Origin of the sequence: Xanthomonas sp. 3793 (assembly GCF_024806835.1) — a bacterium.
GTDB lineage: Bacteria > Pseudomonadota > Gammaproteobacteria > Xanthomonadales > Xanthomonadaceae > Xanthomonas > Xanthomonas arboricola_F.
This window is the reverse complement of sequence record NZ_JANTYU010000003.1, coordinates 341,511-364,032: the sequence shown is the minus strand read 5'-3', so window position 1 is coordinate 364,032 and position 22,522 is coordinate 341,511. Positions and strand designations below refer to the sequence as shown.

Sequence of the window (22,522 nt, the reverse complement as noted above, 5' to 3'; positions counted from 1 at the left end):
CATGCACGGTCGGCGTCAGCCCAAGAACCCGCATGCCGAGGCCGAGCAGTTCCGCCGGCGCGCGGTGCTGGGGTTCGTGATGGTGGTGATCTGCCTGGTCGGCCTGGGCGGCTGGTATTTCAAGCTGCAGGTGCTCGACCACGAGGTCTACGCCACCCGCTCGGAAGCCAATCGCATCAAGCCCAAGCCGGTGGTGCCCGGGCGCGGCATGATCTACGACCGCACCGGCCGGCTGCTGGCCGAGAACGTGCCGGCGTTCCGCCTGGACGTGACCCCGGACAAGGTTGCCGACATGGACGCCATGCTGGCCGCGCTGGGCAAGGTGATCCCGATCGCGCCGGAGGACCTGGAGCGTTTCAATCGCGAGCGTCGTGCACGCCGCAGCTTCCTGCCGGTCACGCTCAAGCTACGCATGAGCGACGAAGAGATGGCGCGCTTTGCGGTGGAGCGCTGGCGCTTTCCCGGGGTGGAGCTGGAGCCGTATCTGACCCGGCGCTACCCCTACGGACCGTTGTTCGCACACATCATCGGTTACGTCGGCCGTATCGATGAAAAAGACCTGGCGGTGCTGGGCGAGGGCAATGCCGCGCTCACCCATATGGGCAAGTCCGGTCTGGAGCGCTATTACGAACAGGACCTGCGCGGGCAGGTGGGCTACGAGCAGGTCGAAACCAATGTGCAGGGGCGGGCGATCCGCACCGTCGGCCGGGTCGCGCCGCAGTCGGGTGCGGACTTGCGGCTGTCGGTGGATGCCGACCTGCAGCGCGCGATGGTGGCCGCGTTCGGCGAGCACGAAGGTGCGGCGATCGCGATGGACCCGCGCACCGGCGAGATCCTGGGCATGGTCAGCCTGCCCAGCTACGACCCCAACCTGTTCGTCAACGGCATCTCGCATACCGACTTCAAGATGCTCAACGACAACCCGTCGCGGCCGCAATTCAACCGGCTGGTGCTGGGTGGCGTGGCGCCGGGCTCCACGCTCAAGCCGCTGATCGCGCTGGCTGGGCTCGATAGCGGCCTGCGCCGGCCGGAAGACCGTGTGCTCTCCACCGGCATGTTCTACCTGCCCGGCGTCAGCCGCGGCTGGGGCGACTCGCACCGCGGCGGTCACGGCTGGACCGACCTGCGCAAGTCGATCGCCCAGTCGGTCAATACCTACTACTACCGCCTGGCGGTGGATATGGGTATCGAGCGCTTCGACCAGTACATGGGCGGCTACGGGTTCGGCGCGCCCACCGGGGTGGACCTGCTGGGCGAAATCGGCGGCATCCTGCCGTCGCCGGCCTACAAGTACAAGACCCGCAAGGAGCGCTGGTATCCCGGCGATACCGTCAACATCGCCATCGGCCAGGGCGACTGGAAGGTGACTCCGTTGCAGCTGGTACGCGGGGTCTCGGCGATCGCCGGCGGGCTGCTGCTGCGCCCGCATCTGGTGCTGGAGCAGCGCACCGGTTTCGACCACCCCTGGCAGCCGATGATCCAGCCGCCGGGCAAGCCGATCAGCCCGAGCGCGGCGCATCTGCAGGTGGTGCGCGAGGGCATGATGGACACCATGCGCCCCGGCGGCACCGGCTATGCGATCACGCCGGGCGCGCCGTACCAGATGGCCGGCAAGACCGGTACCGCGCAGGTGGTCAGCCGCAAGGGCGTGGCCGCGGTGGACCCGCGCAGCCTGCCGCTGCATCTGCGTCACCGTGGCCTGTTCGTCGGCTTCGCGCCGGCCGACAACCCGGTCATCGCGGTGGCGGTGGCAGTGGAGGGTGGTGGTTTCGGCACCAGTTCGGCCGCGCCGATCGCCCGCAAGATCTTCGACGCCTGGCTGCTGGGCAAGATGCCCGCGGGCCTCCTGCCGTTGGACAGCGAGCTCGGCATGACCGCGGTGGGCATCAACCAGTTCGAAGCCGGCGCCACAGATGCACGTGCGGCCGGCGATGCGGCAGCCGCCACGCTGGAAGAATTGCCGGTGGTGATCGGCCAGACTGCGGTGGCGCTGGATCCCACCACGCCCGCGCAGCCGGTGGTGCCGGATGTGCCCGATGCGGTGCAGGAGACCGATCATTGAGTGACATCCTGCGCTGGTTGGTGGACATGGCCGCGCGCTTCACGCGCAGCCTGGACTGGGTGCTGTGCCTGGCGCTGGGCGCGCTGATGGTGATCGGCCTGTCGGTGCTCAAGAGCGCCGGCGGCGCGGCCAACGGCGATCACCTGGTGATGGCGCAAGGCGTTCGCTTCGTCATCGGCATCGCCGCGATGTGGGGCATTTCGCGCATGTCGGTGCTGCGCCTGCGCGCCTGGACGCCGTGGGTGTATGGCCTATCGATGCTGCCGTTGCTGGCGGTGTTCGCACTGGGCACCGGCAAATACGGCCGCCAGTGGCTGGATCTGAAAGTGTTCTACCTGCAGCCGGCCGAGCTGCTCAAGATCAGCCTGCCGATGATGGCGGCCTGGTATCTGCACCGCATGCCGCTGCCGCCGCGCATTTCCACCGTGTTGGTCACCTGCATGATCATCGGCGTGCCCACCGCGCTGATCATGTTGCAGCCGGACTTCGGCACCGGCGTGTTGATTGCCGCAAGCGGCGTCTTCGTGCTGCTGCTGGCTGGCCTGCCATGGTGGTGGGTAGCGGTGGGCCTGGGCGGCGTGTCGGCGGCGGCGCCGGTGGCCTGGTTCTGGTTGCTGCGGCCTTACCAGAAGGATCGCATCATGATGTTCCTCAACCCCGAGAACGACGCGCTTGGCGCCGGCTGGAACATCATCCAGTCCAAGATCGCCATTGGCTCTGGCGGCTTGGATGGCAAGGGTTGGGGGCTGGGTTCGCAATCGCATCTGAACTTCATTCCCGAACAGACCACCGATTTTGCGTTCTCGGTGCTCAGCGAAGAATTCGGCTGGATCGGCGTGGCCACCGTGCTGACGCTATATCTCATCGTCATCGGCCGTTGCCTGTGGATCGCCTCGCAGGCGCGTGACACCTATTCGCGCCTGGTTGCCGGCGCCACCGGCCTGGCCTTCTTCGTGTACGTGCTGGTCAACGGCGGCATGATCTCCGGCCTGCTGCCGGTGGTTGGCGTGCCGATGCCGCTGATGAGTTACGGCGGCACCTCGGCGGTGTCGTTGCTGGCCGGATTGGGCCTGGTGATGGCAGTGAAGACGCACCGACCGGTGCATGGATATTGAGGCCTCGCGCAGTCGCATCGCTGCGTTGCACCGGCGCAGCTGACGCGCCAGCGGCATGCGTGGCAGTGCAACCCTGATCGATGCGTCACGCGTGTGTCAGTGCGCCGGCCAAGCATCGATCACTCCGCGTTTTGCGCGCTGCATTGCAATGACGACACCGCGATGCAGGCTGACTTCGCGCGCGCGGCGTTTGGTTCGCTCGCGCTCTGCACGCGCGGGGCATGCTCCGTAGAGTCCGCCACGCCGCTGCAGTGATGGCGGACGCGTCGCGTTGCCTGTGCAGGTGCGCGCCATTTCTCTTTCGGGTGCCTTTTCCATGAAATTGCTAACCGCCGCCATCGGCGGTGTCTGTCTGCTGCTGTCCGCGCAGGCCAGTGCCGTCACCTTCGCCACCGGCGATACCCGCACTGTCGCGCAACCCACCATTCCAGCCACGTGTTCGCCGTCCCTGAAGGCTGGGCTGACGCCGACCGGGCGTCAATTCGATGATGCGACCGAGCACTCGCCGCCGGATACCAGGACCATCCAGGCCGCGCTCAATGCCTGCAAAAACGGCAGCGTGCTGCTGACCGGTGGCAGCGGCAACGCATTTCTGACCGGCCCGCTGACCATTCCCAGCGGCGTAACGCTGGTGGTCGACCAGGGCGTCACCTTGTACGGCTCACGCAATCCGGCCGACTATGGCAGCGGCTGCGGCGTGGCAGGTTCCAAGAGCGGCGGCTGCGCGCCGCTGATCAGCGTCAAGGGCGTCAAGTCGGGCGTGATGGGCATCCGCACCGGCGGGCGTCAGGGCACCATCGATGGCCGCGGCGATCTGACCATGCTGGGCAAGAGCACCAGCTGGTGGCAGTTCGGCGAAAACGCCAAGGCGGCCGGGCAGGTACAGAACAGCCCGGACCTGATCAAGGTGCAGAACTCCACGGCGTTTACGCTGTACGACATCAACTTGATCAATGCGGCGTACTTCCATTTCTTCGCGCATATTGTCGATGGCCTGACCATCTGGGGCGTACGGGTGAAATCGCCGGCCACCAGCCCCAACACCGATGGCCTGGACCTGGACAGCGTGACCAACGCCAGTCTGGTCGACAACGATGTGATGGGCGGAGACGATTGCGTGGCGATCAAGACCATCGCCTCCAAGTCCGGCAACATCACCGTGCGCGACAACCGTTGCTACGGCACCCACGGCATCTCGATCGGCAGCGAAGTGATGTTCGGGGTCAACAATGTGCTGGTCGACAACAACGTCATCACCGCCACCGACGATGCCGGCAACCGCAGTACCGACAACAACGGGCTGCGCATCAAGACCAGTATCGTCAAGGGCGGCCCGGTCAGCCTGGTCACCTACCGCAATACCTGCCTGTTCGGCGTGACCAGCCCGCTGGTGATCAACCCGTTCTATGCATCCGGTAGCGGCGGCACCAAGCCCAGCTTCAAGGAGATCGTCGTCAACGGCTTGCGCACCACCGCCGATGTCGGGCTCAAGGGCAAGGGTTGGATCCTGAAAGGCTTTGATGCGCAGACACCGTTGGACCTGGTGCTGGCCAATCTTGCGACAGGCAACAAGGCCGTCGCTGCCAGCGACGCACAGATCGGGCTTGTCAACAGTGACCTGACGCCGACCGGTACCGGTGTCACCACCGGCCCGGTGCAGGTGAGTGGTGCCATCCCGACCTGCTCGACGGCACCGCGTTTCCTGGCGTTGTGATCCATCGGGCGCGGCCGGCCTCCGGGCCGCGCCCGATCTTCTGCCTTTTCCCGGCACGCTGCAGCGCCGATCGGTGCCGGCGCGTTTTGCGCCTTCGCCGATCGGTTGAACCGACGGGGCGGGCTGCTGGGCCATGCTGAGACATCGACGATCGGTACCACGCCTGCAGATTGGCGAACCGATACACCAGATGCTTGTCGATGAAGGCGATCAACACCGGCAACACGTCGGTGACGCGGCGCAGCCCGGCGTCGCTCAACGCCAATGCGGCGCGGCCTTCGGCCAGCTCGGCCATCTGGTCGCGGATCACGAGCTGTTTCTGTCGCAACCGCAAAGCGATTGAAAATCGCAGGCTGCGATCCCGCGATCCCGCGATCCCGCGATGGCGGCAATTGCCGCCGTCGCCACGTTGGCCAGACACGCCCGCTGCGCACTTGTCCGTGTGCCGCCAAGCCGTCTCCACACGTCCTGCTCCTTTGCAGCGGTCCCATCCGTGCGTGCCCAGGGTTTTTCGTGCCGCGCCCACATGAGCGAGTGAGCTGTGCGCGTCAAGCGATGCTGCGGCATGCCTTGACTTCGGCTAAAGCTCTTTCGTTTCATGGCTTTATTGCCAGAAGTTCATCTGATGTCTGTTACCCTCGGCCGATGATTCGACGCACCCTGACCTGCCTGCTCACCCTCGGCCTTGTCGCCTGCGCGACCCAGCCCAGCCCTCCGTCCCCGCCGCCGGCTGCCAGCGCACCGCCGGCCAAGCCGCCAGTGGCTCCGGTCGCGCCTGCAAGCGCCGCCGCCGAAGCCCCCGCGCTGCCGCCGGTCGATCTGACCCCGGTGCCCTTCGAGATCGCACGCGCCAACTTCGTGCGCGACACCGCCGCCAAGTACGGCATCGACGCCGCCCAGATCGACGCGGTGCTGGCGCAGGCGCAGTTCAAGGACGCCATCGTCACCGCGATGTCGCGGCCGGCCGAGCGGGTCAAGCCGTGGAACGAATACCGCCCGATGTTCATCACCCAGGCGCGGATCGATGGCGGGCGTAACTTCCTGGCCCAGCACCGCGCCGAGCTGAGCAAGGTCGAAGCCGCTACCGGCGTGCCGGCACAGGTGATCGTGGCCATCATCGGGGTAGAGACCAGTTACGGCAGCAATGTCGGCAAATATCGCGTGCTGGACGCGCTGTATACGCTGGCGTTCCGCTACCCGCGCAGTGGCGACCCGGCCAAGCTCGAGCGCGAAGTGCGTCGCGAGCTGTTCTTCCGCGACGAACTCGGCCAGCTGTTCGCGCTCGGCAAGGAAGAGCAGCTCGATGTCACCAGCCTGATCGGCAGCTATGCCGGCGCGATGGGCATGGGCCAGTTCATGCCGTCCAGCTACCGCCAGTTCGGTGTCGATGGCGATGCGGATGGCAAGCGCAATCTGTTTACCGATTACAACGACGTGTTTGCCTCGATCGCCAACTACTTCGTCAAGAAGGGCGGCTGGGTGCGCGGCGGTCAGGTCGCCGTGCCGGCCACGCTGGCTGCCGGTCACGAGGAATTCAATCCCACCGACTGGTCGCCGGTATACACGCTGGCCGATCTGTCCGCGCGCGGGTATCACCCTGGTGCGCCGGTGGTGGCGGGCAGCACCGCCACCCCGATCAGCCTGGACGACGCCAACGGCAAGCAGTACTGGCTGGGCTTCCAGAATTTCTACGCGATCACCCGGTACAACATTTCCAAGATGTATGCGATGGCCGTGTTCCAGCTGTCCGAGGCCATCGCCGGCAAGGAGTTACCCCCGGCATGAACAGCATGACAGGCCCCAAGTGGCTGATTCCGATGGCGCTGATGCTCGGCCTGGCGGCCTGTAGCAGCGCACCGAAGAAAAGCGTCGGCGCCAAGGGCAGCGGCGCCGTCAAGGGCGTCAAGGTCGAAGGCAAGGGGCCGGCGTATGTCGCCACCGGATGCCCGTCGACCTCGCCGTATGCCGCTGCCAAGGAAGACCCGTCCACACGCGGCGACTACACCGCCGGCGGCCTGTACAAACCCGGCGTCAAGGACACCACGCCCGACCACGTACCGAACGTGGCCTGTATCCCCGAACCGCTGGTCACCGACGAGCCGCGCTCGGCGGTCGGCAATCGCTCGCCCTATGAAGTGCTGGGCAAGCGCTACGTGGTGATGGACAACCCGGGCGACTATGTCGAACGCGGTACCGCCTCGTATTACGGCAGCAAGTTCCACGGCCGGCTGACCTCTAACAAGGAGGTCTACGACATGTACGCCTTCACCGCCGCGCACAAGACGCTGCCGCTGCCCAGCTTCGCCCTGGTGACCAATACCGATACCGGCGACTCGGTGGTGGTGCGCGTCAACGACCGCGGCCCGTTTCACGATGGTCGCGTGATCGATCTGAGCTACGCCGCCGCGGTCAAGCTGGGCATCACCGGCAAGGGCACCGGCAATGTCGAAGTGCGCGGGCTGACCGAAGCCGATAACGGCAACCTGTTGGCCAAGCGCAATCGCGGACGGGTGCCGGTCACGACGGCTGTTGCCACCGCGCGGCCGGCATCGGGCAGCAGCCAGATCGATGGCCTGGTGCAGCGTCTGCCCACCGGCACGGCTGCTCCGCGCGCGGCGGTTGCAAGCGCGGCTGCCGTCCCCGTTGCGACATCCCTCGCCACTGCGCCGGCCAAACCCGCCGGCGAGCGCTGGCGCTACAACGTTGCCGAGTCGCGACAACCCGGCAATCCGGACAATTTCGATGCCTGGATGAAGGCGCAGGGCGTGCGCGTTGCGACCGGCAAGCCGGCAGCGGTTGCGCCGCGTCCGGCATCGGCCACGCCTGCGCCTGTCGCTGCCACGCCGGTGGCGGCTGCAGTGGTCAGGCCAGTGGACAACGGAGCGCCTGCGCGCCCGGTCAAGACCGATCCAGCGCCGGCCAAGGCGCCGAGTGCAGCGGAAGCCGCCCTTGGCGACATCCTGTTGCAGGTCGCCAGCTTCGCCAGCCGCGAAAACGCCAACCGCGCGCTGTCGCAGCTTGCCTCGGCCGGTATCGCCGGTGCCAGCGTCAGCGACATCGTCAGTGGTGGCCGCACTCTGTGGCGCTTGCGCGTCAATGCACGCGACCACGCCAATGCCTCGGAGATCGCCCAGCGCATCGCCGGGCTGGGCTTCGGTCGCCCGCAGATCGTCGCCAACTGAGCGCAGACCGGCATGCCGTCAGGAGCGGCCATCGCGGTCAGCGACCCGAGGCGCTGGGCTGGCGCCGACCGCGTCGACGTGCATGCGCAGCCAGTGGCTTGGGGCGTCCGGCGCGCGATCAACTGACTGCAACACTGAACTGCGCAGGCGCGTGGGACCCGGCGTGCGTCGCCTGAATCTTCATCGCACCTTACAATTTCGTATTACCCAGCCTTCGGGCCCGTCAGGAGTCGTTCTTCAATGAAATTCCGCTTCGCCGCCGCTGCCTTGGCCACGTTCGCCTTCGGCCTGGTCTGCGCCCAGACACCCGCGCCGCAGCCGACTCCCGCCGTGGCTGCCGCGCCGGCTGCACTGCCGGTTCCGCCCGCACCCGCGCCGGCCGTGTCCAAATCCTGGATCCTGATGGACTACGCCACCGGGCAGGTGCTCGCCGGCGAGAACATCCATCAGCAGTTGGCTCCGGCCAGCATCACCAAGGTGATGACGTCCTACGTGGTGGCTGCAGAAATCAAGAACGGCAAGGTCAAGCGCGACGACCAGGTCATGATGAGCGAGCGCGCCTGGCGCGAGGGCGGCGCCGGCACCGACGGCAGCTACAGCGGCTTCCCGGTCAACCAGACCGCGCGTCTGGAAGACATGGAAAAGGGCATGGCGATCCAGTCCGGCAACGACGCCGCGATCGCGCTGGCCGAGCACGTGGCCGGGAGCGAAGAAGCCTTCGCCTCGTTGATGAACAGCTACGCCGCCAAGATCGGCATGAAGAATTCGTACTTCGTCAACGCGCACGGGTTGAGCGCCGAAGGCCATCACTCCACCGCCTACGATCTGGCCATGCTGGGCCGCGCGATGGTGCGCGATTACCCGGAAACCTACGCCTACAACAAGATCAAGGAATTCCAGGTCGGCTCGATCAAGCAGAGCAACCGTAACCGGCTGCTATGGCGCGACCCGGCGGTGGACGGCATCAAGACCGGCCATACCTCCGAAGCCGGCTACTGCCTGCTGAGCTCGGCCAAGCGCGGCGACCAGCGCCTGATCGCGGTGGTCATGGGCGATAGCTCCGAAGAGCAACGCGCCACCGACAGCCTGGCCCTCCTCAACTGGGGGTTCCGCTTCTTCGAAACCCATAGCCTGTACGCGCCCGGCAAGGTCGTGACCAAGCAGAAGGTCTGGAAGGGTGCGCAGGACGAAGTGCAACTGGGCGTGGCCCAGCCGCTGCAGGTCAGCCTGCAGCGCGGCCGCTACAACGATCTCAAGCCCAGCATGGAAGTGGCCAAGACCCTGGAAGCGCCCATCAAGAAGGGTCAGCAGGTCGGCACCGTCAAGGTCAGCCTGGATGGCAAGATCATTGCCCAGGCCCCGCTGGTCGCCATCAACGCAGTGGAGGAGGGCGGCTTCTTCAAGCGCCTCTGGGATTCGTTCTGGATGTGGTGGGAATCGGAGTGATCCAAAGAAAAAGCCGGCGAAAGCCGGCTTTTTTGTTGGCGGGGATTGGGCATTCGGGATTCGGGATTCGCAACAGCCAGAGCGGGTGCAAAGCCCCGGCTGCCCGCTTTGACGGATCGGGGTCCCGAGTTCCAACTTCGATCCGGAGGCCGACTGTCGCAAAGCACAAACAGCACGCTCTTGCGAATCCCCAATCCGACTCCCCAATCCCAGCCCTCAAAGCATCCGACTGATCGTGAAGCTGCCGTACACCGGGGTTTCGCGTTGGGTCTCGAATTCGCGGGTGCGGTGGTAGCGGGCCAGCGCGAACTTCCAGCGGCCGTACATCACCGCCAGGCCGTAGCCGACATCGCCCACAAACGGGCGTTTGTCCACGCTGTGGCTGTTGCGGAAGGTGTTGCCATCCAGGGTGATGTCGCGGATCACCCAGCGTGCGTCTGTGGTCACGAACAGGTGGCCCGACCAGCCACTGGCACGTCCCAGCCGGCTCGGGGCCGTGTTTTCGCCCGCCGGGCGGGTGGGGGTGCTGCCGAAATCGTCCGGCAGTTTCCAGCCAAAACGCGCTTCGCCACCGGCGTTCAGGTGCGTCGCCATGTTGCCCACTGCGCCGCCCCAGTGCGAGATGAAGTCCCAGCCCAATCCATCGGCATTGCCGCTGGCATCGGCCGGCCAGCGGCGCATGCGTTCGTGCACCAGGTTGATCAGCGGCTCGTTGTGCAGCTGGTTGTCCCAGCCCTGGAATTTCTCGTCGCCCAGCGCGTCGTGGATCGCATCCTGCGCTTCCTGCGCGAATGCCCACGGGCCAACCACGCCCACCTGCAACTGCGTGGTCCGCAGGTGCGCATCGTTACGCGCGTTGTAGCCAAAGCTCGCCAGCAGGATGCCCGCATACGGACGGTCGTCCGGGATCACGTCGCGACGGGTGTAATCGGTGGGCGTAAAGATCGCCTGGCCGATCGAGAACACCATGTTCTGCTGGTCGAACTCGCCCGGGTGCAGCCGCTCCAGATAGCTGTTGACCCAGCGTGCGGTGCGCGGCAGGCACGGGTCGTCGGTGTAGTCGACCAGGTTGGGCGAGACCAGGGTCAATACCGCACCGTTGGAATACCCCTGGTCCTGGTCTTCACCGCCGAACAAATCGTTGTCGACCCGGAAATTGACCGCCGGCGGCGTGCGACCCAGTCGGCTGGAATCGCACTGATCCGCCGCGATGGCCGGCATCGACAGCCCGGTGAGAGAGAGCAGCAAGGCAGCAGACAACGCGCGCGGTCGGAGCATGGAAGGCCTGGTGGACAAGGAGGGGCGGGATGGTGCAAAGGTGCCTGCGCCCGCGGCTGCGCCGCGTGAACAAGCGAGCCATCATGCCCTGGGGGCCGCGCCGCAGCGACGCTGGCTCAGGCACCGATCCGTTCCATCTGACGCGCCGACACTGCGACGGAGTAGCGATGAAAAGCGCGCGCGAATAGCATATGATGCGCCCCGGGGAAAGAAGCCCCAAGGAACGGCGGCCTTGCAGGCCATTTCATCACCAACGGATCGCGTTCGCCAAGGGCAGCGCAGGTGTCAGGGGAAAAACATGAGCAAGACGATTTCTTTGAGCGCGGTGGCACTGACCAGCGTGCTGGGTATTGCATTGGCCAGCGTCAGCGCGCCGGCATCGGCCGGCTTCAAGGATGCCTTCAAGGGCAAGGGTTCCGCACAGGACGAACGCAAACAAGGCGTTGCGCAGATCCCGACGTGCGCCAAGCCGCTGGGCAGCCTGTCGGTCATCGAGCCGGAAGACGCGGTCGACTGGTGGACGGGTCAGCAGTTGCCGGCGCCTTCCAAGTTGATCAAGGTGTTTGTCAACAAGTCACGTTGCTTCACCCTGGTGGATCGTGGTGCGGGCATGGCTGCATCGCAGCGCGAGCGCGATCTGGCGGCCAGTGGCGATCTGCGTGCGCGTTCCAACGTGGGTAAGGGGCAGATCCGCGCAGCCGACTACGTAATGACGCCAGACCTCATTTCGCAGAACAGCAATGCTGGCGGCAGCGCGATGGCAGGTCTGCTGGGCGGCTTGGTGGGCGGTAATGCGGGCGCCCTGGTGGGAGGATTGAATTTCACCAAGAAGACTGCTGACGTAGCGTTGACCATCACCGATGTGCGCTCGTCCGAGCAGGTTGCCATGGCCGAAGGTAACGCCAAGAGAACCGATATGGGCTGGGGCGGTGCGGGTGGCCTCTTCACTGGCGGCGGCTTGGGTGCAGCTGGCGTTGGCGGTTATGCCAATACCGAGATTGGCCAGGTGATCACGCTGGCCTATCTGCAGGCGTACACCGATGTCGTCACTCAGCTGGGCGGGCTGTCCGGCAATCCGGCCGCGTCCAACACCCAGCAGGCGGTCACGGTCACTCGCGCAGGGCGTCTGTTGGCTAACGCCAAGGGCTCTGGCGCAGCAGTGCGCACGCTGGAGCCTGGCATGATGCTGTACCCCACCGGCACCAAGGAAGGCGTCATGTGGGAAGTCGAGGACGAGATGGGCAACCGCGGCTGGGTATCGTCGGCCATGCTGCAATTGTCCAAGTAAGCACTGGCATCGGCCGGATGTGTCCGGCCGATCGCCCCGTGTCAGACAGTCAGGCCGGCGTCCCGAAAATTAGGTGTCCAGCGCGTGCAGCTGCCCTCCGGGCGCGGCCTGATTTGGCGGGTGTATCGCTTCGCTGTCGAACACAATCGTTGAATGAATCCGTCAGGCGCCCACTGGCTGGCGGGACGAGCGGAGCCGGTGCCATGCACGCGGCTCCGCTTGTCGTTCTGGGGAGCGCGGACTTGGGTTTGCCCTCCACCGGCCCGATAATGGGGCGATGGATATCAGCACCGACAACCCCGATCACGGCTTCCAGTTTCCCGGTACCTTCGAGCTCAGCGCCATGGGTGCGGCCGAGCGCGGCCTGGAAACCGAATTGCCGCGCCTGCTCGCTGCCACCGGTGTGGAGCTGCTGCAGGAAAGCGTCAGCTGGAAGCATTCTTCCAACGGCAAGTATGTCTCGGTCAAGATCGGCTTCCGCGCCGAGAGCCGGGAGCAGTTCGACGCGGCGCATCAGGCCTTGCGCGACCATCCGGAAGTGAAGTGGACGCTGTAGCGGCCGAGCCCGCCGTGGTTGCGGCTTCGCCTGCGCAGCTGCGCGACCTCGGTCAGCAGGATTACGCTCCGGTATGGCGTGCAATGCAGCGTTTCACCGATGCACGCGACGAGCAAACTGCCGATGAGGTGTGGGTGGTCGAGCATGCGCCGGTGTTCACGCTGGGCCAGGCCGGCAAGCCGGAGCACGTGCTGGCGCCGGGCGATATTCCGGTGCTGCAGGTGGACCGTGGCGGTCAGGTGACCTATCACGGCCCCGGCCAGCTGGTGGTCTATCCGCTGCTGGATCTGCGTCGGCTCAAGATCGGCGTGCGCGATTACGTCTGCAAGATCGAGCAGGCGCTGATCGATACGCTGGACGAGTGGAACATCGTGGCCGAACGCCGCGAAGGTGCGCCGGGTGTGTACGTCGGCGGCGCCAAGATCGCCGCACTCGGCATTCGCGTGCGCCGGGGCTGCACCTTCCACGGGTTGTCGTTCAACGTGGCGATGGACCTGGAACCCTTCCACCGCATCAACCCCTGCGGCTATCAGGGCCTGCAGGTGACCTCGGTGCTAGACTTGGGCGGCCCCTCCGGGATGGAGGCCGTCAAGGCCGTGCTGCTCGATCAGCTGGCGCGCCAATTCGGCCTGACCCTGCACCCCGCCTCCGCAATGCCCGACCTTTCGCTTCCGGCCTGAGCGCCCGTATCGCCATGACCCAGCCTATCGCCCGCTCCATCCCCTTGCAGGTCGTTTCCGGCGACAGCGCCGCGCCTGCGCCGCTGCAGACTGGCGTCAAGCAGATCGGTGGCGACAAGATCAACCGCTCGCCGGTGCAGTTCGTCGACGCGCCGGTGCTGCGCAAGCCGTCCTGGATTCGCGTGCGGATTCCGTCCGGCAACGCAGTGCAGAACCTCAAGGCCAAGCTGCGCGAAAACCGCCTGGTCACGGTGTGCGAAGAAGCCAGTTGCCCGAACATCCACGAGTGCTTCAGCCACGGCACCGCGACCTTCATGATCCTGGGCGAGGTGTGCACACGACGCTGCTCGTTCTGCGATGTGGCGCACGGCCGGCCCAAGCCGCCGGATGCCAACGAGCCGGCCAGTCTGGCGACCACGGTGGCCGACATGGGCCTGAAGTACGTGGTGGTCACCAGCGTCGACCGCGACGACTTGCGCGACGGCGGCGCCCAGCACTTCGTGGACTGCATCGCAGCCATCCGTGCCAGCTCGCCCAACACCCGCATCGAGATCCTGACCCCGGATTTCCGCGGCAAGGGCCGCATGGACCGCGCGCTGGAGATCCTGGCGCTGAGTCCGCCGGACGTGTTCAACCACAACATCGAAACCGTACCGGATCTGTATCCGAACGTGCGCCCCGGTGCGGATTACCAGTGGTCGCTGACCCTGCTGCAACGCTTCAAGGCGCAGCATCCTTCCATCGCTACCAAGTCCGGCATCATGCTCGGGCTGGGCGAAACCATGGAGCAGGTGCAGGCTACCTTGCGCGATCTGCGTGCGCACGATGTGGACATGATCACGATCGGCCAGTATCTGCAGCCGACGCCGCACCACCACCCGGTGATGCGCTACTGGACGCCTGAGGAATACAAGGCGCTGGAAGACTACGGCAACGCATTGGGTTTCAGCCACGTGGCGTCTGGCCCGATGGTGCGCTCGTCGTATCACGCCGATCGCCAGGCTGCCGGCGCAGGCGTCGCTGCCTGAGCAACGCGGGGCGCTCGATGCGTCCTGCGTCAGCGGCACCAGGCGTTCGAAGCCGCGCGCGTGGATGCAAGGTCCCATGACGCGCGATTGTGACGGCGTCAGCTGGATGGCACCTAAGCCATCGTTTCATCGCCGGCCCCGTGCAGCGCACGGGGCCGTGTCGTATCCGACAGTCCGGGCGCCGGCGCAAGGTACGGTCGCGTTCACAATCCGATACAGACCCGGCGCTAGGCTGATTCAGCCAGCAGATGACAACGCCAGCAACTTTGGGCACTGTCATGCTGTCTGATCCGTTCACCGCCTTTCTTTCGTCGGCCTTGTGCCGAGAGCCATTCGATGACCTACAACGTTTCTGCGTCCATGAAGGCCGGCCTGCTGGCGCTGGTGTTGACCACTCCGATGGCCTTGCTCGCACGCGCCGACACTGCGCTGCCGGCCGCCGCCACGCCCGAACAGGCGACGGCGACCAAACTGGTCTATGGCCTGCTGTCCGACAGCCGCTATGCCTACCGTCCGCGGACGCTGGACGAGGCGATGTCCAAGGACGTGTTCAAGCGCTACCTGGAAACGTTGGACGGCGGCAAGCAATTCTTCACCCAGGCCGACATCGACGGCTTTGCGCCGCTGCAGTCCGGCGTAGGCGATGCGCTGCGCGGCGGCAATCTGGAGCCGGCGTTCCAGGTGTTTGCGATCTACAAGAAGCGCGTCGACCAGCGCGTCAAATACGCGCGCGACCTGCTCAAGCAGGACTTCGATTTCACTGGTAGCGACAAGTTCGAGTACGACCGCAAGGACGTGCCGTGGGCCTCGGACGACAAGCAGCTGGACGTCCTGTGGCGGCAGTCGGTGATGAACGACTGGCTGCGCCTGAAGCTGGCCGGCAAGAAGCCTGAGGACATCCGCAAGACGCTGGACAAGCGTTACGCCGCGCTCGCCGATTCGGTGAAGCAGCTCAAGGGCGAGGACGTGTTCCAGTTCTTCGTCAACGCCTACACCAACGCCGTCGACCCGCATACCGATTACTTCACCCCGCGCACCGCCGAGACGTTCAACCAGCAGATGTCGTTGTCGCTGGAAGGCATCGGCGCGCAACTGCAGAAGCAGGACGACATGGTGGTGATCCGCGAGGTGATCCCGGGTGGTCCGGCCGCAGTGGATGGAACGCTCAAGCCGGGCGATCGCATCGTCGGTGTGGGCCAGGCCAAGAACGGCGCGATCGAGGATGTGATCGGCTGGCGCATCGACGATGTGGTGGCCAAGATTCGCGGCAGCAAGGATACCCAGGTGCGCCTGGAGTACATCCCGGCCGAGTCCGGCATCGACGGCAAGCACCGCACCGTGACCCTGACCCGGCAGAAGGTGCGTCTGGCCGAACAGGCTGCCAAGGGCGAGACGATCACCCTGCCGGCCAAGGGCAGCGAACCGGAACGCCGCATCGGCATCATCAAGCTGCCGGGCTTCTACCAGGACTTCGAAGGCCGTCGCCGTAACGCGACCGATTACGCATCGGCAACGCGCGACGTCGCCAAGCTGCTGGCCGGCTTCAAGACCGACAAGGTCGATGGCGTGGTGCTGGACCTGCGCAACAACGGCGGCGGTTCGCTGGACGAAGCGATCGAGCTCACCGGCCTGTTCATCGAGCAGGGTCCGGTGGTGCAGGTGCGCGAATCCGGCGGCCGCGTGACCGTCAATGGCGACAGCAATCCGAAGGTGGCCTGGGATGGCCCGCTCGGCGTCCTGATCAACCGTGGCTCGGCCTCGGCTTCGGAAATCTTTGCCGGTGCGATCCAGGATTACGGTCGCGGCCTGGTGATCGGTGAGACCAGCTTCGGCAAGGGCACGGTGCAGAACATCGTCGACCTGGACCGTTGGCCCGCCGCCGAAGGCCAGCGCTATGGTCAGGTCAAGCTGACGATTGCGCAGTTCTTCCGCGTCAGCGGTTCCAGCACCCAGCACAAGGGCGTGGTACCGGATATCGCGTTCCCGGCCAGTGTGGATGCCACCGAGTTCGGCGAAAGCACCTACGACAATGCGCTGCCGTGGACGCGCATCGCTGCCGCACCGCACACCCAGTACGGCAACTTCGCGCCCCTGCTGCCCAAGTTGCAGACGCTGCACACCGCGCGCATCGCGGCCGACAAGGAGTTCCAGTGGTGGGAAGAGGACGTCAAGCAGTTCCGCGACGAAAAGGCCAAGAAGTACATCTCCTTGAACGAAGCAGAGCGCGTTGCCGAGCGTCAGAAGCAGGATCAGCAGCGCAAGGATCGCCAGCAGGTGCGCAAGCAGTTGGGCCTGCCGCTGGATCCGCTCGCTGATGACAGCGACGACGGCCTGACCGGCAATGAGCGCGACATCGTCAAGGACACCGCACGCGAGAAGGCCGCAGAAAAGCGCCCCGATCCGCTGCTGCATGAATCGGCCGCGATTCTGGCCGATGCGCTGGGCCTGCTTGCGCAGGATCAGCCGCTGTCGGCGCAGGTGTTGCCGCAGTCGACAGCGCCGGGACGTTGGGCCGACTGATTGTTTGCCGAGCAGCTGGCGACAACATCGGGTTGAAGCAGGAAACGCCACCGCACTGCGGTGGCGTTTTTGTTGGCCGACCCTTTAGATGTCCGGTGCGGCGGCGCGAGCGGGTTTGACCGCTGAGCGGCTGCCGCGCCCGCGCGCGTTGCAATGCCTCATTACGTCCGATGTGGCTTTACGCCAGCGCCTGCCACATACCTTGCAGGCCGAGCACCAGCAACGTGGTGAAAAAAAAGCGCCGAAACATATCTGCAGAAATGCGATTGCGCACCCAGGCACCCAGCGACATGCCGATGACGGTGGGCAGCAGCGCCCACAGCGACGGAGCGATCGCCGCGCCGGGTAGCGCACCGTGCCAGGCCAGGGCGATGGCCAGCGCCAATGTCGCAATGCCGAAACACCAGCCCAGCGACCGGATCAACAGCTCGCGCGGGAGGTGCAATGCGCTGAGGTAAGGCAGTGATGGCAGCACGAACACGCCGGTGGCGCCACTCAACAGACCGGTGACCAGTCCGGCCAATGGCCCGACCCAGGGTTCGTGACGCGCCTGCATCGTCCACTGTCGGCGGGCCAGCCCAAGCAGGGCGTACAGCGCCAGCAGCGCGCCCAAGCCGGCGCGGACCAGGGCGGGGTCGGCGCCTGTCATCACCCCTGCACTGAGCCAGGTGCCGAGTGTCACGGTTGCCAGCAATGGCCACAGACGTCGCAACAGGGTCAGCGTGTTTGGCCCCCAGGCTTGCTGCACATTCGTCACCAGCGAAGGCAGTGCCAGCAAGGCCGCTGCCTCGGCAGGCGTCAGCCACAGGCCGAGCAGTCCCATTGCAACGGTCGGCAAGCCCATTCCGGCCACGCCCTTGACCCAGCCGGCCAGCAGGAAAACACCTGCGATCAGATGCCAGTGGGTGTGCAATGTCTCCATGCAGGCAAGGATCCGGGCTTGTTGCGCGACAGACAATGCGGGATTGTTTGATGCAGGCTTCGGCGGAGCCGAAGGGTGAGGCACAGGAAGCGGAGCGTGGAAAGATCCATGGCCCGTCCGCCTGTTTCGTCGGCGGCCAGTGCACTTCGATGGATACACGTATGCGAGTGGAGCGGTCATGCATCTGGAATTTGTCGATCTACGGTTGTTCATCGCGGTGGCCGAGGCGGGCAGCATCACGGCCGGGGCGCAACGCGCGGCGTTGTCGTTGGCGGCTGCCAGCGCGCGGATTCGTGCGCTGGAGCTGCAAGCGGGCGCCGTGCTGCTGGAACGCGGGCGCCGCGGTGTCAGCCTGACCCCGGCCGGTGGTGTGTTGCTGCGGCACGCACGGCAGCTGCAGCGGCAGGCCGAGGCATTGCAGCTGGAGCTGGGCGGCTACGGTGGCGGCGGGCAGGTGACGCTGCGGCTGGCGGCCAATACCGCAGCGCTGTCGGCATGGCTGCCCGAGCGGCTGGCGGAGTTTCTCATCGCCCATCCGCAGCTGGATCTGGCGTTGACCGAGCAGGGCAGCGACGCCGCCGCCGATGCGGTGCGAGAGGAACGCGCCGATATCGCGGTTGTCGCGGGCCATGCCGATGTCAGTGGCCTGCAGGTGCTGCCGTTCCGCGAGGATCGCTTGGTGCTGGTGATGGCTGCCACGCATCCACTGGCTGGCGCCTCGACGCTGCGCTTGCGCGAGCTCGCGGGAGTGGACACGCTGGGCCTGGCCGGCGACAGCGCCTTGCAACGGCACCTGCGCGTGCAAATGAACCGCGCCGGCGTGCAGTTGCGCACGCGTGCAAAGGTGCATGGCATCGACGCGTTGTGCCGCATGCTCGCACACGGCATGGGCGTGGCGATTCTTCCGCACGCCGCAGTGCAACGCTCATCTGTGTGCGATCAGCTGGTCACGGTGCCCCTGGATGAAGCCTGGGCGCCTCGGCAACTGTCGATCGTGCTGCGTCACGAATCTGCGCCGTCGACCATGCTGCAAGCGCTGGTCGACTGGCTGCAACGCGATTGACCTGCATGCCGTCAGACGGGCCGGCATCGTGACAGTGTCACGTTGCCGGCACGATCAACGCGGCCAGTCGAATTCGGCCAGCACCGGGTAATGGTCCGAGGGCAGGACACCGTCAGGGCGCGTGTCCAGCGTGGTGAAGCGCACAGGTGTCAGGCCGCGGAACAGGATCCAGTCGATGCGACGGGTCGGGCGGGTGCTGAAGTCCTGAAAGGTCTTTTCGGGGCCTTGCGGCGTCGCCACGTTGGCGCGTGCGTCCTTGAGCGTGGCGGTGAGCGTGCGGTAGGTGCCCTGATCGGGATCGCTGTTGAAATCCCCGGTCAGCACCACCGGAATGTCTGCCGGCAAGCTGGCGATACGCGACAGGATCACGCGCGCACCTTGTTCGCGCGCTGCCTCGTCCTGGTCACGGTGCGGCAGATGGGTGTTCAACAGGTAAAAGCGGCGCTTGTCGCTGCGACGCTCGAACAGGGCCCAGGTGACCATGCGCGGCAGGTCGGTGTTCCAGCTGCTGCTGCCGGGCACGTCGGGGGTGTCGGACAGCCAGAAATCGCCCGATTCCACCACCGACAACGCGCGGCTGTCGTAGAACACGCCCATATGCTCGTCGCTGCCATCGGCGCGGCGTCCCTTGCCGAACCAGCGATAAGCCGGCAATTGCGATGCAAGATAGTGCGCCTGGTCCTGCACCAGTTCCTGGGTGCCGAAAACGTCGGGATGGGTGTGCTTGATCAGCTCGACCATTGCCGTGCGTCGTACCGACCAGCGCTTGTCGCCGTCGGTGTCCACCGGCACCCGCACATTGAACGACATCACCCGCAACGGCGCAGATCCTGCCCATACCGGCAGCGACATGCACAGCATGGCAACAACAGCAAGCAATGGGCGAGAGGCAGCGCGAAAGAACTGGCGTGGCATCTGGGAAATCCGGAGTGACCAACCGCCAAGTCTAGTGCGCGTGCATGACCATTGCGTCCACGCGCGATTAAAAAACAGGCTTGACGCCGTCGCGCATCGGCGTAGCATTTACATCAAGGCAGCGGATAGACCGCTGACTGACCACTCAACCGTGAGGGATTCTCATGGCAACACAGTACGACTATCTTGTCTTCATCGGGCGCTTCGAGCCCTTTCATAACGGCCACGCTGCCGTCGCCCGCCACGCGCTGGGCAAAGCGAGCAAGCTCATTGTGCTGATCGGCTCGGCCGACACGCCACGTACCATTCGTAACCCCTGGACTGTCGCCGAACGCGCAGTGATGATCGAGTCCGCGTTGCCGGGCGAGCGCGAGCGTTTGATCCTGCGTCCGTTGCGCGATCATCTCTACAACGAAAGCCTGTGGATTGCCGAAGTGCAGCGCCAGGTTGCCGAAGCGGTGCACGCCGATGGCGGTACGCTCGATGCGCGAATCGGCCTGATCGGCATGGACAAGGACGCCAGCAGTTATTACCTGCGTGAGTTTCCGCAGTGGCCGCTGGAAGATGTGCAACATACCGCCACCTTGTCGGCCACCGAGTTGCGCCGCTATCTGTTCGAAGCCGGCGACATCGGATTCCATGGCGGGTTGCTGATGCTGCGCGGCAATGTGCCGGCGCCGGTGTACGAGATGCTGGAAGCGTTCCGCCGCAATTCGCCGAGCTACGCGCAATTGGTGGCCGAATACCGCTTTATCGAGCAGTACCGCGCCGCCTGGAAGGACGCGCCGTACGCGCCGACCTTCGTGACCACCGATGCGGTGGTGGTGCATTCCGGGCACGTGCTGCTGGTGCGCCGGCGCGCCGAGCCGGGCAAGGGGCTATGGGCACTGCCGGGCGGGTTCGTTGCCCAGGAAGAAGGGCTGCTGGACAGCTGCCTGCGCGAGCTGCGCGAGGAAACCCGGCTCAAGGTGCCGGTGCCGGTGCTCAAGGGTTCGTTGCGTGGGCGCCAGGTATTCGACCATCCCGAGCGCAGCCTGCGCGGGCGCACCATCACCCATGCATTCCATTTCGAATTTCCGGCCGGTGAGTTGCCCGCAGTGCGCGGTGGCGACGATGCCGACAAGGCGCGCTGGATTCCGATTGCCGAAGTCATGGCGATGGGCCCGCGCCTGTACGAAGACCACCTGCATATTCTTGAATTCTTCCTGGGTCGTGGCTGAGCGCGACGGCAGCGCCTGCGTACCACTGCCGACCGGCAGCGGCCAGGTCGACACGTCCTGCTTGAATCACGACTTCCCACCGGCGGACAGACCGCTGGTTTCTCCGACGCGAAGGAGCTTCCGTCATGCATTACCTCGATAACCTGCTGCTCAACACCGATAGCTACAAGGCCAGCCACTGGCTGCAATATCCGCCCGGTACCGATGCCTCGTTCTTCTATGTCGAATCGCGTGGCGGCGTCTACGACCAGACCGTGTTCTTCGGCCTGCAGTCGATCCTGAAGGAAGCCGTCAACCGGCCGGTGACGCATGCCGACATCGACGATGCCAAGGCCTTGCTGGCCGCGCACGGCGAGCCGTTCAACGAAGCCGGCTGGCGCGACATCGTCGACCGCCTTGGCGGGCAGTTGCCGATCCGTATCCGTGCGGTGCCCGAAGGCGCGGTGGTGCCCACGCACAACGTGTTGATGACCATCGAATCCACCGACGCCAAGGCGTTCTGGGTGCCGTCGTATCTGGAAACCTTGTTGCTGCGCGTGTGGTATCCGGTGACGGTGGCCACGGTGAGCTGGCAGGTGAAGCAGATCGTGCGCGATTACCTGGAGCGCACCAGCGACGATCCGGAAGGCCAGCTGCCCTTCAAGCTGCACGACTTCGGCGCGCGTGGCGTGTCCAGTCTTGGCTCGGCGGCGCTCGGCGGCGCGGCGCATCTGGTGAATTTCCTCGGCACCGATACCTTGTCGGCGTTGTTGCTGGCGCGCGCGCACTACCACACGCCGGTGGCGGGGTTTTCGATTCCCGCTGCCGAGCACAGCACCATCACCAGCTGGGGGCGCGAGCGCGAAGTGGATGCGTACCGCAACATGCTCACGCAATTCGCACGGCCCGGTTCCGTCGTGGCGGTGGTGTCCGACAGCTACGACATCTACCGCGCCATTCGCGAGCACTGGGGCACCACCTTGCGCGATGAGATCATCGCCTCCGGCGCGACGGTGGTGATCCGCCCCGATTCCGGGGACCCGGTGGATGTGGTCGAACAGTGTCTGCTGTTGCTGGACGAGGCCTTCGGGCATCAGCTCAACGGCAAGGGCTACAAGGTGCTCAACCACGTGCGCGTGATCCAGGGCGATGGCATCAATCCGCAATCGTTGCGCGCCATTCTGGAGCGCATCACCGCAGCCGGTTATGCCGCCGACAACGTCGCCTTCGGCATGGGTGGTGCATTGCTGCAGAAAGTGGACCGCGATACGCAGAAGTTCGCGCTGAAGTGCTCGGCGGTGCGTGTGGACGGGCAGTGGGTCGACGTCTACAAGGATCCGATCACCGACCAGGGCAAGCAGAGCAAGCGCGGTCGGCTGACCCTGCTGCGCGATCGCCGCGATGGCAGTTACCGCAGTGCGTTGCTCGACGAGGCGGCCACCAGCCCCGACAGCGAAGATGCATTGGTGACCGTGTGGGAGAACGGCGCGATGCAGCAGGAGTGGACGTTGCAGCAGGTACGCGCGCGTGCCGACGCCGCCCGGCGCTGACCGC

General features: G+C 65.6%; 18 protein-coding genes. 14 read left to right on the top strand and 4 right to left on the bottom strand.

Annotation, left to right across the window (positions count from 1 at the left end; all coding sequences use genetic code 11):
- Position 1 precedes the first annotated feature (1 nt).
- The 3 genes from mrdA (at position 2) to FHY18_RS11935 (ending at position 4,891) form a co-directional block, all read left to right on the top strand.
- Positions 2 to 2,062, top strand: coding sequence for a penicillin-binding protein 2 (mrdA, locus tag FHY18_RS11945; RefSeq protein WP_259155269.1), 2,061 nt, complete (start codon positions 2 to 4; stop codon positions 2,060 to 2,062).
- On the top strand, positions 2,059 to 3,177 hold the full coding sequence (gene rodA, locus FHY18_RS11940) for a rod shape-determining protein RodA (RefSeq protein WP_259155268.1): 1,119 nt from the start codon (positions 2,059 to 2,061) through the stop codon (positions 3,175 to 3,177). The genes mrdA and rodA overlap by 4 nt, the downstream gene beginning before the upstream one ends.
- Positions 3,178 to 3,493: 316 nt before the next feature.
- The gene (locus FHY18_RS11935) at positions 3,494 to 4,891 is read left to right on the top strand and encodes a glycosyl hydrolase family 28 protein (RefSeq protein ID WP_259155267.1); all 1,398 of its coding nucleotides are present in this window, start codon (positions 3,494 to 3,496) and stop codon (positions 4,889 to 4,891) included.
- Here FHY18_RS11935 and FHY18_RS11930 read toward each other — a convergent pair.
- Entirely contained in the window at positions 4,818 to 5,201 is a 384-nt protein-coding gene (locus FHY18_RS11930; RefSeq protein WP_259155989.1) for a hypothetical protein, read from the bottom strand. The genes FHY18_RS11935 and FHY18_RS11930 overlap by 74 nt on opposite strands.
- 335 nt (positions 5,202 to 5,536) lie before the next feature.
- On the opposite strand from FHY18_RS11930, the gene mltB reads away from it, so the two are divergent.
- The 3 genes from mltB to FHY18_RS11915 all read left to right on the top strand — a co-directional run bounded on the left by mltB (position 5,537) and on the right by FHY18_RS11915 (position 9,519).
- Entirely contained in the window at positions 5,537 to 6,676 is a 1,140-nt protein-coding gene (mltB, locus tag FHY18_RS11925; RefSeq protein ID WP_259155265.1) for a lytic murein transglycosylase B, read from the top strand.
- The gene (locus tag FHY18_RS11920; protein ID WP_259155264.1) at positions 6,673 to 8,073 is read left to right on the top strand and encodes a septal ring lytic transglycosylase RlpA family protein; all 1,401 of its coding nucleotides are present in this window, start codon (positions 6,673 to 6,675) and stop codon (positions 8,071 to 8,073) included. The genes mltB and FHY18_RS11920 overlap by 4 nt, the downstream gene beginning before the upstream one ends.
- Positions 8,074 to 8,313: 240 nt before the next feature.
- The gene (locus FHY18_RS11915) at positions 8,314 to 9,519 is read left to right on the top strand and encodes a D-alanyl-D-alanine carboxypeptidase family protein (protein WP_046965072.1); all 1,206 of its coding nucleotides are present in this window, start codon (positions 8,314 to 8,316) and stop codon (positions 9,517 to 9,519) included.
- Between the two features lie 216 nt (positions 9,520 to 9,735).
- On the opposite strand, the gene FHY18_RS11910 is transcribed toward FHY18_RS11915, so the two are convergent.
- Complete coding sequence (locus FHY18_RS11910) at positions 9,736 to 10,797, bottom strand: lipid A deacylase LpxR family protein (protein ID WP_259155263.1); 1,062 nt, start codon at positions 10,795 to 10,797, stop codon at positions 9,736 to 9,738.
- Positions 10,798 to 11,095: 298 nt separating this feature from the next.
- Between FHY18_RS11910 and FHY18_RS11905 the strand changes: the two genes are divergently transcribed.
- From FHY18_RS11905 to FHY18_RS11885, 5 genes are all read left to right on the top strand, one after another.
- Positions 11,096 to 12,085, top strand: coding sequence for a CsgG/HfaB family protein (locus FHY18_RS11905; RefSeq protein WP_259155968.1), 990 nt, complete (start codon positions 11,096 to 11,098; stop codon positions 12,083 to 12,085).
- 277 nt (positions 12,086 to 12,362) lie between these two features.
- Positions 12,363 to 12,641, top strand: coding sequence for a YbeD family protein (locus FHY18_RS11900; protein WP_046965075.1), 279 nt, complete (start codon positions 12,363 to 12,365; stop codon positions 12,639 to 12,641).
- Positions 12,629 to 13,321 (top strand): lipoyl(octanoyl) transferase LipB, encoded by a 693-nt coding sequence (gene lipB, locus FHY18_RS11895; protein ID WP_259155261.1) that lies wholly within the window; start codon positions 12,629 to 12,631, stop codon positions 13,319 to 13,321. The genes FHY18_RS11900 and lipB overlap by 13 nt, the downstream gene beginning before the upstream one ends.
- Positions 13,322 to 13,335: 14 nt before the next feature.
- Positions 13,336 to 14,349 (top strand): lipoyl synthase, encoded by a 1,014-nt coding sequence (gene lipA / locus FHY18_RS11890; RefSeq protein ID WP_259155260.1) that lies wholly within the window; start codon positions 13,336 to 13,338, stop codon positions 14,347 to 14,349.
- A gap of 360 nt (positions 14,350 to 14,709) precedes the next feature.
- Positions 14,710 to 16,869 carry a carboxy terminal-processing peptidase gene (locus tag FHY18_RS11885; protein WP_259155967.1) on the top strand — a complete coding sequence of 720 codons (2,160 nt, stop codon included), beginning with the start codon at positions 14,710 to 14,712 and terminating at the stop codon, positions 16,867 to 16,869.
- Positions 16,870 to 17,047: 178 nt separating this feature from the next.
- Here FHY18_RS11885 and FHY18_RS11880 read toward each other — a convergent pair whose 3' ends face one another.
- Complete coding sequence (locus tag FHY18_RS11880; protein WP_259155259.1) at positions 17,048 to 17,791, bottom strand: sulfite exporter TauE/SafE family protein; 744 nt, start codon at positions 17,789 to 17,791, stop codon at positions 17,048 to 17,050.
- A 178-nt stretch (positions 17,792 to 17,969) separates the two neighbouring features.
- Between FHY18_RS11880 and FHY18_RS11875 the strand changes: the two genes are divergently transcribed.
- The gene (locus FHY18_RS11875; protein WP_259155258.1) at positions 17,970 to 18,854 is read left to right on the top strand and encodes a LysR substrate-binding domain-containing protein; all 885 of its coding nucleotides are present in this window, start codon (positions 17,970 to 17,972) and stop codon (positions 18,852 to 18,854) included.
- 54 nt (positions 18,855 to 18,908) lie between these two features.
- Here the strand turns inward: FHY18_RS11875 and FHY18_RS11870 are convergent, their stop codons facing one another.
- A complete protein-coding gene (locus tag FHY18_RS11870) occupies positions 18,909 to 19,769 on the bottom strand; it encodes an endonuclease/exonuclease/phosphatase family protein (RefSeq protein WP_259155257.1) in 861 nt (286 codons plus the stop codon).
- Between the two features lie 164 nt (positions 19,770 to 19,933).
- Here FHY18_RS11870 and FHY18_RS11865 point away from each other — a divergent pair, with 164 nt between their 5' ends.
- Both FHY18_RS11865 and FHY18_RS11860 read left to right on the top strand, forming a co-directional pair.
- The gene (locus FHY18_RS11865; protein WP_259155256.1) at positions 19,934 to 20,989 is read left to right on the top strand and encodes a bifunctional nicotinamide-nucleotide adenylyltransferase/Nudix hydroxylase; all 1,056 of its coding nucleotides are present in this window, start codon (positions 19,934 to 19,936) and stop codon (positions 20,987 to 20,989) included.
- A gap of 125 nt (positions 20,990 to 21,114) precedes the next feature.
- Positions 21,115 to 22,518, top strand: a complete 1,404-nt coding sequence (locus FHY18_RS11860; RefSeq protein WP_259155255.1) for a nicotinate phosphoribosyltransferase — start codon at positions 21,115 to 21,117, stop codon at positions 22,516 to 22,518.
- Positions 22,519 to 22,522: the final 4 nt, after the last annotated feature.

Coding starts and splice junctions, on each gene's coding strand:
- lipA (WP_259155260.1), top strand. CDS start 13,336: ATGACCCAGCCTATCGCCCGCTCCATCCCCTTGCAGGTCGTTTCCGGC.
- mrdA (WP_259155269.1), top strand. CDS start 2: ATGCACGGTCGGCGTCAGCCCAAGAACCCGCATGCCGAGGCCGAGCAG.
- FHY18_RS11910 (WP_259155263.1), bottom strand. CDS start 10,797: ATGCTCCGACCGCGCGCGTTGTCTGCTGCCTTGCTGCTCTCTCTCACC.
- FHY18_RS11860 (WP_259155255.1), top strand. CDS start 21,115: ATGCATTACCTCGATAACCTGCTGCTCAACACCGATAGCTACAAGGCC.
- FHY18_RS11870 (WP_259155257.1), bottom strand. CDS start 19,769: ATGCCACGCCAGTTCTTTCGCGCTGCCTCTCGCCCATTGCTTGCTGTT.
- FHY18_RS11875 (WP_259155258.1), top strand. CDS start 17,970: ATGCATCTGGAATTTGTCGATCTACGGTTGTTCATCGCGGTGGCCGAG.
- FHY18_RS11880 (WP_259155259.1), bottom strand. CDS start 17,791: ATGGAGACATTGCACACCCACTGGCATCTGATCGCAGGTGTTTTCCTG.
- FHY18_RS11905 (WP_259155968.1), top strand. CDS start 11,096: ATGAGCAAGACGATTTCTTTGAGCGCGGTGGCACTGACCAGCGTGCTG.
- FHY18_RS11900 (WP_046965075.1), top strand. CDS start 12,363: ATGGATATCAGCACCGACAACCCCGATCACGGCTTCCAGTTTCCCGGT.
- FHY18_RS11885 (WP_259155967.1), top strand. CDS start 14,710: ATGAAGGCCGGCCTGCTGGCGCTGGTGTTGACCACTCCGATGGCCTTG.
- mltB (WP_259155265.1), top strand. CDS start 5,537: ATGATTCGACGCACCCTGACCTGCCTGCTCACCCTCGGCCTTGTCGCC.
- FHY18_RS11920 (WP_259155264.1), top strand. CDS start 6,673: ATGAACAGCATGACAGGCCCCAAGTGGCTGATTCCGATGGCGCTGATG.
- FHY18_RS11915 (WP_046965072.1), top strand. CDS start 8,314: ATGAAATTCCGCTTCGCCGCCGCTGCCTTGGCCACGTTCGCCTTCGGC.
- FHY18_RS11935 (WP_259155267.1), top strand. CDS start 3,494: ATGAAATTGCTAACCGCCGCCATCGGCGGTGTCTGTCTGCTGCTGTCC.
- FHY18_RS11865 (WP_259155256.1), top strand. CDS start 19,934: ATGGCAACACAGTACGACTATCTTGTCTTCATCGGGCGCTTCGAGCCC.